General features: G+C 63.6%; 11 protein-coding genes and 1 pseudogene. 4 read left to right on the top strand and 8 right to left on the bottom strand.

Annotated features, from left to right (window positions below):
- The 8 genes and pseudogenes from EOA38_RS12620 to EOA38_RS12585 form a co-directional block, all read right to left on the bottom strand.
- Window positions 1-439, bottom strand: a pseudogene (locus tag EOA38_RS12620) (NAD(P)(+) transhydrogenase (Re/Si-specific) subunit alpha); the annotation flags it as partial.
- Window positions 440-520: 81 nt separating this feature from the next.
- Window positions 521-745: an aa3-type cytochrome c oxidase subunit IV gene (locus tag EOA38_RS12615; RefSeq protein ID WP_126090603.1), complete on the bottom strand. Its 225-nt coding sequence runs from the start codon at window positions 743-745 to the stop codon at window positions 521-523.
- 154 nt (window positions 746-899) lie between these two features.
- On the bottom strand, window positions 900-1,049 hold the full coding sequence (locus tag EOA38_RS12610) for a DUF3096 domain-containing protein (protein WP_124999626.1): 150 nt from the start codon (window positions 1,047-1,049) through the stop codon (window positions 900-902).
- Window positions 1,050-1,191: 142 nt separating this feature from the next.
- Window positions 1,192-1,953, bottom strand: a complete 762-nt coding sequence (locus EOA38_RS12605; RefSeq protein ID WP_126090604.1) for a hypothetical protein — start codon at window positions 1,951-1,953, stop codon at window positions 1,192-1,194.
- A gap of 421 nt (window positions 1,954-2,374) precedes the next feature.
- Window positions 2,375-4,690 carry an EAL domain-containing protein gene (locus EOA38_RS12600; RefSeq protein WP_126090605.1) on the bottom strand — a complete coding sequence of 772 codons (2,316 nt, stop codon included), beginning with the start codon at window positions 4,688-4,690 and terminating at the stop codon, window positions 2,375-2,377.
- 150 nt (window positions 4,691-4,840) lie between these two features.
- Complete coding sequence (locus EOA38_RS12595) at window positions 4,841-8,314, bottom strand: indolepyruvate ferredoxin oxidoreductase family protein (RefSeq protein WP_127299346.1); 3,474 nt, start codon at window positions 8,312-8,314, stop codon at window positions 4,841-4,843.
- A 373-nt stretch (window positions 8,315-8,687) separates the two neighbouring features.
- Window positions 8,688-9,215, bottom strand: a complete 528-nt coding sequence (locus EOA38_RS12590) for a hypothetical protein (RefSeq protein ID WP_126090607.1) — start codon at window positions 9,213-9,215, stop codon at window positions 8,688-8,690.
- Entirely contained in the window at window positions 9,208-9,816 is a 609-nt protein-coding gene (locus EOA38_RS12585; RefSeq protein WP_127299345.1) for a CGNR zinc finger domain-containing protein, read from the bottom strand. The genes EOA38_RS12590 and EOA38_RS12585 overlap by 8 nt, the downstream gene beginning before the upstream one ends.
- 126 nt (window positions 9,817-9,942) lie before the next feature.
- On the opposite strand from EOA38_RS12585, the gene EOA38_RS12580 reads away from it, so the two are divergent.
- The 4 genes from EOA38_RS12580 to EOA38_RS12565 all read left to right on the top strand — a co-directional run.
- Entirely contained in the window at window positions 9,943-10,848 is a 906-nt protein-coding gene (locus EOA38_RS12580) for a branched-chain amino acid ABC transporter permease (RefSeq protein ID WP_127299344.1), read from the top strand.
- Window positions 10,849-11,023: 175 nt separating this feature from the next.
- Complete coding sequence (locus EOA38_RS12575) at window positions 11,024-11,629, top strand: TRAP transporter small permease subunit (protein WP_127299343.1); 606 nt, start codon at window positions 11,024-11,026, stop codon at window positions 11,627-11,629.
- A complete protein-coding gene (locus EOA38_RS12570; RefSeq protein WP_189434632.1) occupies window positions 11,626-13,395 on the top strand; it encodes a TRAP transporter large permease subunit in 1,770 nt (589 codons plus the stop codon). Before EOA38_RS12575 ends, EOA38_RS12570 begins: the two co-directional genes overlap by 4 nt.
- 12 nt (window positions 13,396-13,407) lie before the next feature.
- The coding region (locus EOA38_RS12565; RefSeq protein ID WP_148669483.1) for an alcohol dehydrogenase catalytic domain-containing protein at window positions 13,408-13,771 on the top strand (364 nt) is incomplete at its 3' end.

Raw genomic sequence — 13,771 nt, 5'->3', positions numbered from 1 at the left:
CGTCGATCACCGCCTGATAGCCGGCGAGATTGGCCTGCGAGGAAAGCACGTCCATCACCTGCGCGCGGGTGATGCGCGGCATGAATTCCATCGAAAAGGCGGTGATGCCGGCCTTGGCCATCGCGGCAAGTGCCGCATCGTTGCCGTAGGGATCCATGATGGCGATGACCGCCGCGCCGGACTTGTAGCCCTTCAGCTCGGCATCGGTCGGCCGACGCACCTTCAGCACCACATCGGCCTTTTTGGCATCGCCGGCCGTGCCGATCGTGCCGCCGGCAGCGGCAAAATCCTGATCGGTGATGCGTGAGCCGAGGCCCGCGCCTTTCTCGACGATCACCTCGAAGCCCAGGCCCGCCAGCCGTTTCACCGTCTCAGGCGAAGCCGCCACACGCGGCTCGTTCGCGTCAAGCTCACGAGGGATGAATACCGACTGCCCCACCGCTTGATCCTTTCGGCTGGAACCTGTCCGCAAGGCGCCGACCGATCTCCGGCGGCGTCACCGGCAAAGGGTTTGAGAAAACTACCGGAGAATGAATGCGCCGGCGGCCATGATAGCCGCGAAGAGGATCAGCGCCGAGAAGAAGCCGCCCGCGAAGAAACCGAAAGCCATCGCCACGAGTATTGCCAGACAAATAAGCGATCCATATTTGGCCAGCCTCAGGAAGGCCGCATAGGTGCGGTCATGCTCGGCATAGTCCATCTTCGCACCCAGTTCGACAGGACCGGTCGGCGCATGATCAGCCATAGGAATACCCCTTCGAAGACATCTTCGAGGCACATAGCGAAAAGCCGGACCAAGAGCAATGGCGCTATTGCCGCACGACCGGCGACAACAGCCTCAAATGAAAGTTGAAATGGGACGGGACGCCGCCACCGCGACGCAGCGTGGGTGCTGAACCTCAGCCGGCGAGCTGCGGAAACAGGCCGAGCAGGCCGACGACGATCAGATAGAGCGCGACGATGTAGTTGAGCAGGCGCGGCATCACCAGGATCAATATGCCGGCGATCAGCGAGATCAGGGGCGCGAGCGCGAGTGAATGGATGGTCATGATCGTATCCTTCCCATGAACAAACAACCCGACATGGGCCCGGGGCGAACGCCTGTTGCGCAGGACCGCGGCGCCGCTCGACGGCGACGCCGCTATTTCATAACGGCGAAACCGAAGGAAAGGTCCACGATGCTCGGAGGGTTCAGGCAGCGTCGCGATAGTATTTCGCCGTCGGAATGATGGACAGCGGCGTCAGCCGGTTGATCGCCGGGTTGGCAAACATCAGCCGCTGTTCCATCGGCGTCGACTTGAAGAATGGGAACCGTTCGAGGGTCAGGCGCAAATTTTCGCCACAGGGGATTTCGAACAAAGCGATCGGCGCAAGAACGCCCGGGAACACCTTGCCCTCGGTCCGCTGCACGGCATGGAAGATACGGGCATAGTAAGCGGAATGCTCGACCTTGACCGGCGTGAGCACCGCGGTCTGGCCGAAGTAGCTGGAGGCCACCATGCCGAGCCTGAGCGTCAGGAAAGGCAGGACTCCAGGCGCGGGCGCGCTGTCAGGATCGGTCGCGAACCGCGTTCCGTCGATGAAGGTCTCTCCGCGGGCAAGCCGCTCGGCCAATATTTCGGGATAGGCGTCGACGGAAGGCGAATAGGGGTGCTCGCGGGAAATATAGTGGAGGCGCAGCGTGCTGACCAATTCACCATCGAAATAGACACCGAACCGGTAGGAATTCGGCAGATTGTCCCAGCGATCCTCGAACATCCCGCTGGCGATCGGGCCGCACATGCCTGACCGCAAATAGGAGTGATAGCGAAGGCGGTAGATCGCCTCCAGATCCTCGCCCCCTGTGATGAGGCGATAGTCGACATGCTCCAGCAATTGCATGATCGAACGGTTCAGCGCCGACCCAGTGTTTGCGCCGGCGCCAGCCTGCGCATCGTTTCTCGCAGCATCCATCTCAAGTCCTCGTATCCGCCTATGATTAGGCTATTCGAGTTGAAATGAGACACAAGCCGAAAATTCAACCCTGCTGATTTACCCTTCGTTAACCTTAATAATCGGCGCAATTGCAGGCGGCAGCGTTGCGCTGAAAAAGCAAATCTGGCGCCTTGCACTAAGCTCACTTTCAACATGAAAGGACGCCGCAAATCTGCAAGCAGAAAGCACTAATCCGTGTCAGAATCCGGCAGAAGCGTCGACCTTCTACAAATATTCACCTTTATGCAGTTACGGATGGAAAAGATTCGACAGGTTTTTCTGAAGTTATTCTGGAAAACGTTGCAAAATAAGTTTCAAAACTTCTGTTTTCGTAGAAAATGCTGCGCACGTTTGATCAACGTGCATTGCCGATCTCAATCGAGCGAATTCCGCAACTGCGCTACCTGGCCGTCCGCTTGGCGGCGAGACGCAGGTCCGCGGCGAACGGCCAGGTGACGTTCGACATCGTCTCGATGCCCGATGCACTGAGCGCGGCACCGAAGAGGAAACCCTGCACGAGGTCCGGTTTGACCGAGCGCACAAGTATCTTCAGTTGCTCGAAGGTCTCGACCCCTTCGATGGTGACGACCAGGCCCAAGGTCCGGGTCAAGCCGACGATCCCCTTCAAAAGATCGAGCGACTGGGCGCTCTGGGTCACGTCGATCAGGAAGGAGCGGTCGATCTTGATCTTGTCGAGCGGCAGCTTGTGCAGATAGCTGAGGCTCGAATAGCCGGTGCCGAAGTCGTCGAGCGCGATGCGAACGCCAAGGGTCTTCAACTCCTCGATCAGTTCGCGCGTCAGCGATTTGTCGTCGAGCAGGGCAGTCTCGGTGACCTCGATCTCGAGCCGGTGCGGCGCAAGGCCCGACGCCGCCAAGGCGTCGCGCACCTTCTGCACGACGTCGCGGTTGCGGAAATCCTTGGCCGACAGGTTGATCGAAACGCTGGTCTGCGCCGGCCATTTGGCGCATTCGGCGCAGGCTGCCTGCAGCACGAAGGTGCTGATCTCGGAGATGATGCCCATCTCCTCGGCCAGCGGAATGAAGACGCCCGGCGAAATCGGCCCGAGATCGGGATGATCCCAGCGGCAAAGCGCCTCGCAACTGGCGATGCGCATGGTGCTCATCGATACGATCGGCTGGTAGACGACGCGCAGTTCCTTGGCTTGCACGGCGCTGCGCAGATCGGCCTTCATCAGCTGGCGGTTGCGGAAGGCGGCATCCATCGAAGCCTCGAACAGCCGCCAGCTGTTCTTGCCGAGCTCCTTGGCCTTGTAGAGCGCAAGGTCCGCCTTGACGATCATGGCATCGACGTCGGTGTCCTTGACGATGGACAACACCGCGCCGCCGCTGGCCTGGATACGCAGGCCATGCCCGGCAACGTCGACTTCGCCCTGCAAGTCGGCGAAGATCTCGTCGAGCAGGCTGCCGAGATGGCTCTCATCCTCGATGCGGTCGAAATAGATCATGAACTCGTCGCCGCCGAAGCGGCTGACATTGATGCCAGGCCCGGCAACCGCCGCCAGCCGCTCGGCCACGGCATAGATCAGCCCGTCGCCGACCGGATGGCCGAGCGTGTCATTGACGCTCTTGAAATCGTCAAGATCGAGCACCGCCAGGCCGCAGAGCCGGTCGCGGTCGCCGGACGCCATGGCCTCGCCGGCCAGCTCGTGGAAGTAGGCGCGGTTCGGCAGGCCGGTGAGGTTGTCGTAGCGCGCCATGAAACGGATCTTCTCCTCCGCCTCGACGCGGGCCGTCACATCCTCGAAGGTGACGACGCCGAGTTCCTGGCTGCCTTCGCGCGCGGAGAATTCGTAGTGCTGGCCGTTGGCGAGCGAAACCAGCACCTTGCGGTCGCGGCCCTCGCGCAGGGCGCGCGTCAGCTGCGCCTCGATGTAGCGGCAGTCCTTCGGTGCCAGCATGCCGCCGGCGACACCGCGCATCAGAAGACCGTGGATCGAACGCCCGAGCAGCGCGTCGGCCGACTTCAGCGACATCAGGTGGGCGGCCTCGGCATTGGCGACCGCGACGCGTCCGTCCGGGCCGAGCATGACCAGGCCATGCGACATGGTGTTGAGCGCGCGGTCGAACCTGCGCGTCAGGTTTCTCGCCTGCTTGTGGCCGATGACGGCCGAGAAGAGCACGTTGCGCACATGGTCGGCGCCGGTGATGGTGATGAACGTCATCGGGATGATCATCAGGCCGAGGACGACGGAAGGCGCGTCCATGCGCAGCAGGAGCGCAAGCGCCGCCGGACCGATGAAGGTCACCGAAAAGATCCGCACCATGCGCGGCGAGCCGTAGTTGCGGGCGACAACCGTGACCAGGGTGGCCAAGGTCAGCGACATCGCCGCCAGCTCGGCAAAGGGATCGGGATACACATAGATCGACACGAAGCACAGCGCGCCCAGGCCGAGGCCCTGCAGGCAGCCCTTCAGGATGTAGCTGCGCTCCAACCGCTGCGCGTGTTCGACATCGGCAATCACGCCGCCTGTTCGCAGGAAGCTGCGAATGCCGAAGTAACGGATAAGGCTGACGGAAAGCAGAGCAAAAGAAAACGTCAGGAACAAGGGGTTGTGCGTGCGCAGATAGATCATGAATCCGAGGATCCAATAGCACGCGCCACCGATCAGCAACATATGCGCGTTGTCGAACAACGAGCGCACAAATTGGATATAAACATCCGCGGGGATGCTTTCGGTCTTTGTTCTGCCCATATGGTCGGCCCAACGCTAAGCCTTGTCATGCCACAACCGCCTTAAGAAAGGCTTAGAACAGCGATGGCTTGAGCAGCAGCTTCCGCCTGCCCGCCAAGGCGCGAACACCTGGGCGGGCCGGAAAGGCCTTGGGCAAAGAGTCGGCGCAAATCACTCGGCGGCGTTGAGAACCGGCACCGGCACGGTTTGGCTCAGCCGCTGGAGCAGTCTGGAGCGCTCCTCGGCCGCCTTTGCTGCGCTGGCCTGCCGGACATGGCCATAGCCGCGGATGAGCGCGGGCACGGAGGCGAGAGCGGCAGCGGCTTCGACCCTGCCCGGCGCAAGCGCTGCGGCGATCAGATCGAGATCAGCCTCGTATTGCGCAAGCAGTTGCCGCTCGGCGCGCCGTTCGGCGGTGTGGCCGAAGAGGTCGAATGTCGTGCCGCGCAGGCCTTTCATGGCCGACAGCAGGCGAAAAGCCTTCATCATCCAGGGACCGAAACTCGATTTCCTCGGCTTGCCGTCATTGCCGCGCCGCCCGAGGATCGGCGGCGCGAGATGGAATTCGAGCCTTTCGTAGCTCTGGAACTGCCTTGCGAGATCGGAGGCGAAGCTGCCGTCGGTATAGAGCCGCGCCACCTCATACTCGTCCTTGATCGCCATCAGCTTGAACAGGTTTTTGGCGGCGGCCCCGGTCACAGCGGTCGAGCCGGGAACCGCCCGCGCCTCGGCGGCACGCAGCGCGGCGACCCTATCGGCATAGCGCTTGCCATAGGCGGCGTTCTGGTAGGCGGTGAGGAATGCAACGCGCCGGGCGATGATGTCGTCCAGCGTTTCGGCGGGCGCGGACACCGGCTTGCCGGTCTTGCCGACCAGGTTGCGCACGAAGTCCGGCTGGTGCGCGGCGCGACGGCCCCAACGGAAGGCGGCGATGTTCATCGCCACGGCTTCACCGTTCAATTCGATAGCCTTTTCAACGGCTTCGGCCGACAGCGGCAGCCCGCCATGCTGGAAAGCGAAGCCGAGCATGAACATGTTGGCGCCGAGCGAATTGCCAAACAAAGCGGTGGCGGTGCGGGTGGCGTCGAAGAAGTGGGCGTTGTCGTCGCCAGCGGCGGCGCGGATCGCTTTCTTCAGCCGTTCGACCGGCAGGGAAAAATCGGCGGAGCGCGTGAATTCGCCAGGCATGATTTCGGCGGTGTTGGCGAGGAACATCGTGTGACCCTCGCGCACCGCGGCGAGCACCTTCTTGGCGCCGGAGACGACGAGGTCGCAGCCGAGCACGAGATCCGCCTTGCCGGCCGAAACGCGGATGGCGTGGATGTCCTCGGGCGTCGAAGCAATGCGGACATGGGTGAAGACCGAGCCGCCCTTCTGGGCAAGGCCCGCCATGTCGATCATGCCGCAGCCTTTACCCTCGAGGTGGGCGGCCATGCCGAGCACCGCGCCGATGGTGACCACGCCGGTGCCGCCGACGCCGTCGATGATCGCCGCCCAGCCCTCTCCGCCAAGCGGGAATTCGGCGGGCGACGGCACGCCGTCGAGCGGATCGGTCTTGCCGGCGATGCCTTCGGCCTTCCTGATCTTGCCGCCATGAACGGTGACGAAGGAGGGGCAGAAACCGCCAAGGCATGAAAAATCCTTGTTGCAGCTCGACTGGTCGATCCGGCGCTTGCGGCCGAATTCGGTTTCGACCGGCTGGATCGAGACGCAGTTGGATTGCACGCCGCAATCGCCGCAACCCTCGCAGACCAACTCGTTGATGAAGACGCGCCTGTCGGGGTCGGGAAAGGTGCCGCGCTTGCGGCGGCGGCGCTTCTCGGCGGCGCAGGTCTGATCGTAGAGAAGCACCGAGACGCCTTTCACACCGCGCAATTCGCGCTGGACCAGGTCGAGGTCGTCGCGGTGATGGATCGTGGCGCCAGCCGGGAAATCGGCCTTGCCGGCATATTTGTCCGGTTCGTCGGTGACGATGGCGATGCGGTTGACGCCTTCGGCGCGCACCTGTCTGGCGATCATATCCACGGTGAGGCCGCCTTCATGCGGCTGGCCGCCGGTCATGGCGACCGCGTCGTTGTAGAGGATCTTGTAGGTGATGTTGGCGCCGGAGGACAGCGCGAAGCGGATCGCCAGCAGGCCGGAATGGTTGTAGGTGCCGTCGCCGAGATTCTGGAAGATATGGTCGCGCTTCGAGAACGGCGCCTGGCCGACCCATTGCGCGCCCTCGCCGCCCATGGCGGTGAAGCCGACGGTGTTCCTGTCCATCCACAGCGCCATGAAGTGGCAGCCGATGCCGGCGGCGGCCAGCGAGCCCTCCGGCACCTTGGTCGAGGAATTGTGCGGACAGCCCGAGCAGAAGAAAGGCGTGCGCGAGCCGATGTCGACGGTGTCGGCGAGCATCGCCTGGAACTGGCGCAGCTTCGCCACCCGCGCGGCGATCTCCTCCGACGGGCCGATGGTGCGCAGGATCCGCTCGCCGAGCGCGATCGCGATCTCGTTGGGATCGAGCGCACCCTTGGCCGGAAACAGCCAGTCGCCGCGCTCGTCCTTCTTGCCGACGATGGCCGGCTGGGCGGCGGTGCCGTAGAGATTTTCACGCAGCTGCACCTCGATCAGCGAGCGCTTTTCCTCGACGACGACGATGGTGTCGAGGCCGCGCGCGAAGTCGGCGATGTGCTGGAAATCGAGCGGCCAGGGGCAGCCGACCTTGAACAGGCGGATGCCGATGCGGTTTGCGGCCTTCTCATCGATGCCGATATCTTCCAGCGCCTGGCGGACGTCGAGATAGCTCTTGCCGATGGTGATGACGCCGAGCTTCGGGTTGCGACCGCCCGAATAGACGATCCGGTTCAGCCCATTGGCCTGGATGAAGGCGGAAGCGGCGGCGCGCTTATGCTCATGCAGCCGCTCTTCCTGGCCGAGCATGTCGATCTCGTGGCGGATGTTGAGGCCGCCGGGCGGCATGTCGAAGTCAGGAGTGACGATGTTCAGCCGCTCGAGCGAGGCGTCGACTGAGGCCGTCGATTCGATGTTGTCCTTGACGCATTTGATCGCCGCCCAGGTGCCGGCGAAGCGCGACATGGCAAAGCCGTAAAGGCCGTAGTCGATGATCTCCTGGACGCCGGCCGGATTGAGGATCGGCACCATGGTGTCGACGAACAGGAATTCGGTGGCATGCGCGTTGGTCGAGGATTCGGCCATGTGGTCGTCGCCCATCAGGGCGAGAACGCCGCCATGCTTGGACGAGCCGGCGAGGTTGGCGTGGCGGAACACGTCGCCGGAGCGATCGACGCCCGGCCCCTTGCCGTACCAGACCGCGAAGACGCCGTCATGCGTGCCTTCGCCGAGCAGCTCGGTCTGCTGCGAGCCCCAGCAGGCGGTGGCGGCGAGTTCCTCGTTGAGGCCAGGCTGGAAGACGATGTCGGATTGCGCAAGCTGCCGCTTCGCCTTCCAGAGCTGCATGTCGAGGCCGCCGAGCGGCGAGCCGCGATAGCCGGAGACGAAGCCCGCGGTGTTGAGCCCGGCGCGGCGGTCGCGCTCGCGCTGCATAAGAAGCATGCGCACGACGGCCTGCGCCCCGGACAGGAAAACGCGCTCCTTGCCAAGGTCGAACTTGTCGTCGAGCGCGACGTCATGCAGCGTCATCAGGCATTTCCTCTGCGGAGGCACGCCTCAGACGGGCGGCCAACGTCGGAGTGGGACGCCGCAGTCTTTCTTCCCTTGCGGGAGAGGTCAAACGAAAAAGCAGGGGCCAGAGCGGACGCAACAAACGGTCCGAGTGAAGTCGCCCAGTGCATTTAAGACGAAGCTAAACGCTTCACGAAGCACGAAAATTTCAGCAGCCGGCGTCTCCTGCCGGGGCACGATCTTTCCGAAACCGCTGCGCAGTTTTTGCTGACGCTGACCTCCGGTTCAAGATCGTGCCCTAAAGCGCGTCGCGTCGAGCGACGCGCTTTAAATCTTTGTTTTTGTGCATGTCGTTTTCCCAAAACCGCTACACACTTTTGGGCGACATGCATTAGACCGCCTTCGAGCAATCCGGCTTCGGCTCATCGGGCAGCTTGCCGTCGGGATGGCCGGCGAGGTCCGGGTTGAGCTCGTATTTCGGCCCGATCACCAGAGGCCGGTCCGGCAGCATCGTCTGGTCCTCCGTCGAGGTCATCGTCGTCTCGAGGCTTTGCAGCAGGGTGCCGCTCGAATCCTCGATGCGGATCGTGACGGAATAGGGCTTGTCCTTGACGACGCAGGTGAGCGGAGGGCTGGTCAAGGTGATATGGGGAAGCTTGGGCCAGATCTTCTGGTTGACGATGAGCGGGTCGCCGCCGGCTGGATTCTGGAAATTGACGACCGCGACCTGCCCCTCGCCCATGGGCCGCAGCGGCCTCAGCGTGATGACATAGGTGGCTATGCCGAGCCTGTAGTTGAATTCGAACAGCTTGCCGGAAATGGCGAAGAGCTGCTCCTTGCCCGTATCGCGGCAGGCGCCGAGCACTGTGGCGGCAATCAAGGCCGCGCCGAGGGCGATCGAACGGAACTTGCTAGGCATTGATGGCCTCCCTGGCCGCCGTGCGGCGGCGATAAAAGCGGTTCGCTTTCTGGCGGTTGCCGCAGACGGCCATGTCGCACCAGAGGCGGCTGGCGTTGCGGCTGCGGTCGACGAAGAGCCAGCTGCAGTTCGGACAGATCCTGAGCCTGGCAACGGTTTCGTCGCGCAACAGCGAAAGCGCCGAGACGGCCAAGGCCGCCTCGAAGGCGATCGGTGTCGCCGGATCGCCGAACGGCTGGCCCGGCGCCCCGATCTCGGTGCTGCTACCGGAAAGGCCGCTGGCGCAGGCCGTCAGGAAATCCGGCAGATGGCCGGCGGAGATCGCGCCTTTCGTTATGGCATGGCGAAACAGCCGGTCGGTCGCCTCACGGATCGACAGCACGACCGGCGCGATGCCGCCCGGTTCCGGCGCCTGCAGCCGCCGGCCGCCGAGCTCGGCGGCGCGAAAGCCGCTTGCCGCCTCGGCGAAGCGGGCGATCTCGGCGGGATCGTCGAAACGATCAAAAGTCTTTTCCGGATCGTTGCGCAGCACGACCGTGTTCGCCGTGTCGAGCGCGAGGATGCCGCCGGTGAAGCGGTGCGGGGTCCAGGATACCGTCATGGCAGGAAATCTAACCGATAAAACGTATTTGACAAGTTAGATTCCTGATGCAAGGCTCGCCGCTAAATCAAAGTGCTCCAGCGTCCTTTGCGCGTCCCAAAGGGCGCAGCGCTGCAGGGATGCTCAATGCTCTATTTCTACCAGCAGGTGCTCAACGGGCTGCATTCCGGCGCGCTCTATGCGCTGCTCGCCTTCGGCTATGTGCTGACGAACGGCATCCTGCACCGCACCAACCTTGCCTATGGCGCGCTGTTTGCCTTTTGCGGCCACACGATGATCCTGACCGCGGCCTTCGGCTACCAGGCGCTGTGGCTGACGCTGTTCGCGTCGGTCGCGCTCGGCATCGTGGCCGCTCTGCTCTATGCCGTGCTGATCAGCCAAGTGCTGTCGCGCAGCGTCTTCGAAAGGCTGGCCGACAGGTCGCCCAACGCCATCGTGGTGACGACGCTCGGCATCTTGCTGTTCCTGTCGGAAGCAAGCCGCATCGCCGCCGACACCCATGATCTCTGGCTGCCGCCGATGCTCGCCGATCCTGTCGTCTTCGCGCAGGATGCCGGCTTCAAGGTCACGCTCACCGTCATCCAGCTTTTGGACTGCGCCGCCGTGATAGCGGTGGTGGCGCTGGCGGCCTGGACGTTTTCGCATTCGCGCTTCGGCCGCTGCTGGCGAGCCGTCTCCGACGATCCGAAGGCGGCCGCGATGTGCGGCGTCGACGTGCGCGCGGTGTTCCGCCGCGCGGTGCTATACGGCGGCTTCTGCGCGGCTTTTGCGGGCGTGCTCGCCGGCCTCTATTACGGCAATATCAGCTTCGGCACCGGTCTCGTCTATGGCCTCAAGATCCTGTTCGTCACGGCGGTCGGCGGCTATTTGTCGCCGCTCAAGGCGGCGCTTGGCGCCGCGGCCTTCGGAATGGCCGAATCGCTGTGGGCCGGTTACTTCCCGATCGAATGGCGCGATGGCTGGATATATCTCTTCCTCGTCGCCATGCTGGTGCTGATCGGCGCAAGCCGCGACCAGGCCAAGGTCGCCTGAATCCCTCAGACTTTGGTTGCATGACGTTCGGTGAACCGGCAGCTTTCCACCGGCGCCGTCGTTTGTCGCGCCTTGTCATGTTGACCAACCGGACCACGCACTGCATACCGTTGGGCCAAGCGACGCGACACCGGAGGGGGAATCGGGCGCGGCGCCAGCATCAGGGAGGAATTTCATGGCAGGGCTGCTCGCTCTCTCCAGGACGATCGACCGCATCAACGAGTTCATCGGCCGCTGGATCTCGTGGCTGATCCTGCTGGCGATCCTGGTGAGTGCCGGCAACGCCGTCATCCGCAAGGCGTTCGACACCTCCTCCAATGCCTGGCTCGAACTGCAATGGTACCTGTTCGGCGCCGCCTTCATGCTGGCGGCGGCCTACACGCTGAAGCAGAACGACCATATCCGCATCGACATCGTCTACGGCATGTTCCCTCGCCGCGTGCAGCACTGGATAGACCTCCTCGGCCACCTCTTCTTCCTGATGCCGTTCGTGGTGCTGATGGTGATCTACTTCGTGCCTTACGTGTCGCTGTCTTTCCACAGCGGCGAGATGTCGACCAATGCCGGCGGCCTGATCGTGTGGCCGGCCAAGGCCATCCTGCTTGCCGGCTTCTTCCTGCTGGCGCTGCAAGGCGTTTCCGAGATCATCAAGAAGATCGCGATCATGCGCGGCGACATGGACGATCCCAATCCCTTCATCTCGGCGCATGACCAGGTCAAGCTCGAGGCCGAGGCTCTGGCCGAAGAAGCCAAGTCGCTGGCCGGCGAGGTGCGCTCATGATCGAGTTCATCGCGCAGAACATGGCGCCGATCATGTTCGCCTCGCTGATCATTTTCCTTTTGATCGGCTACCCCGTCGCCTTCTCGCTCGCCGCCAACGGTCTCCTGTTCTTCTTCATCGGCGTGCTGTTGTCGCCTTACTCCGGCGGATCGATCAACCTCGCCTGGCCGCTTCTGCACGCGCTGCCGGACAATTTCTACGGCACCAGGGTGATGTCGAACGACACGCTGCTGGCGATTCCTTTCTTCACCTTCATGGGCATCGTGCTCGAACGGTCCGGTATGGCCGAGGACCTGCTCGACACGATCGGACAGCTTTTCGGCCCGGTCCGCGGCGGGCTTGCCTATGCGGTGATCTTCGTCGGCGCGTTGCTTGCCGCCACGACCGGCGTGGTGGCGGCCTCCGTCATCGCCATGGGTCTCATCTCGCTGCCGATCATGCTGCGCTATGGCTACGACCGCAGGCTCGCCTCCGGCGTCATCGCCGCTTCCGGCACGCTGGCCCAGATCATCCCGCCCTCGCTGGTGCTGATCGTGCTGGCCGACCAGCTCGGCCGCTCGGTCGGCGACATGTATGCCGGCGCGCTGATTCCCGGCCTCGTGCTGACCAGTATCTACATGCTCTACATCCTGATCATGTCGATCATCCGGCCGAGCTCGATGCCGGCCCTGCCTCCCGAGGCGCGCACGCTCGGCCGCGGCGTGATCTCGCTGATCGTCGCTTTGCTGGCGACCGCCGCCATCTCCTATGCGGCCTACCGCTATCTGGTGCCGGCGCATGGCGACAACGCCGACATTCTCGGCGCCTCTGTCGGCGTGATCGTGATCTATGTCGTGGCGATCGCCGACCAGCGCCTCCGGGTGGTGATCGTGCTGATCCCGCCGCTGGCGCTGATCTTCCTGGTGCTCGGCACCATCTTCCTCGGCATCGCCACGCCGACCGAAGGCGGCGCGATGGGTTCAGTCGGCGCGTTGATCATGGCTGCGGCAAAGAGGCGGCTGTCGTTCGACGTCATCAAACAGGCGCTGGCTTCGACGACGCGGCTGTCCTCCTTCGTGCTGTTCATCCTGATCGGCGCGCGCGTCTTCTCGCTCACCTTCTACGGCGTCAACGGCCACATCTGGGTCGAGCATCTGCTGACCTCGCTGCCCGGCGGCGAGACCGGCTTCCTGATCGGCGTCAACCTGCTGGTCTTCGTGCTGGCCTTCTTCCTCGACTTCTTCGAGCTCGCCTTCATCATCGTGCCGCTGCTCGCACCCGCCGCCGACAAGCTCGGCATCGACCTGATCTGGTTCGGCGTGCTGCTCGGCGTCAACATGCAGACCAGCTTCATGCATCCGCCCTTCGGCTTCGCGCTGTTCTACCTGCGCTCGGTCGCGGCGCGCGTGCCTTATCTCGACCGCATCACCGGCAAGCAGATCGCGCCGGTCACCACCGGCCAGATCTACTGGGGCGCGGTGCCGTTCGTCTGTATCCAGGTGATCATGATCGGGCTCACCATCGCCTTCCCGCAGATGGTGATGCGCTACAAGGGTGCCGCTGTCGAACCCGCCACGATAGACTTGAAGCTGCCGGAGATGCCGGGACTGTCGCCGCTAGGCACGCCGCCGGCCGACAATGGCGCGGCGCCGCCCGCCAATGGCGGCACGGCGCCGGCAGCCCCCGGCGCGCCCGATCTGTCGCAGCCGCCGAATTTCGGCGATACACCGCCCGCCAAGCCGGCGGCGCCGGCGCCCGACCTTTCGAAGCCGCCGAGTTTCAATTGAGGTGACTAAGTCATGAGAGCCGTCCGGCTGGAGGCAATCGGCAGCATTGCGCTTCGCGAGGTCGCCAAACCTGCGCCGGGGCCGGAGGATGTCCTGGTGCGGATCGAAGCCTGCGGCGTCTGCGGCACCGACAGGCACCTTCTCCATGGCGAGTTTCCGTCAAAACCGCCGGTGACGCTCGGCCACGAATTCTGCGGCATCGTCGAGGCTGTCGGAGATGCGGTTGCCGATATCTCTGTCGGCGACCGCGTCACCGGCGACCCCAACATTTCCTGCGGGCGCTGCAGCCACTGCCGGGCCGGCCGGGTCAACCTGTGCAGCAATCTCAGGGCGATCGGCATCCACCGCGACGGCGGTTTTGCAGACTATGTCGTGA

The sequence above is a fragment of the Mesorhizobium sp. M1E.F.Ca.ET.041.01.1.1 genome (assembly GCF_003997355.1).
In the GTDB taxonomy this organism is placed as follows: domain Bacteria; phylum Pseudomonadota; class Alphaproteobacteria; order Rhizobiales; family Rhizobiaceae; genus Mesorhizobium.
This window is presented reverse-complemented; position numbering and strand designations above follow the sequence as displayed.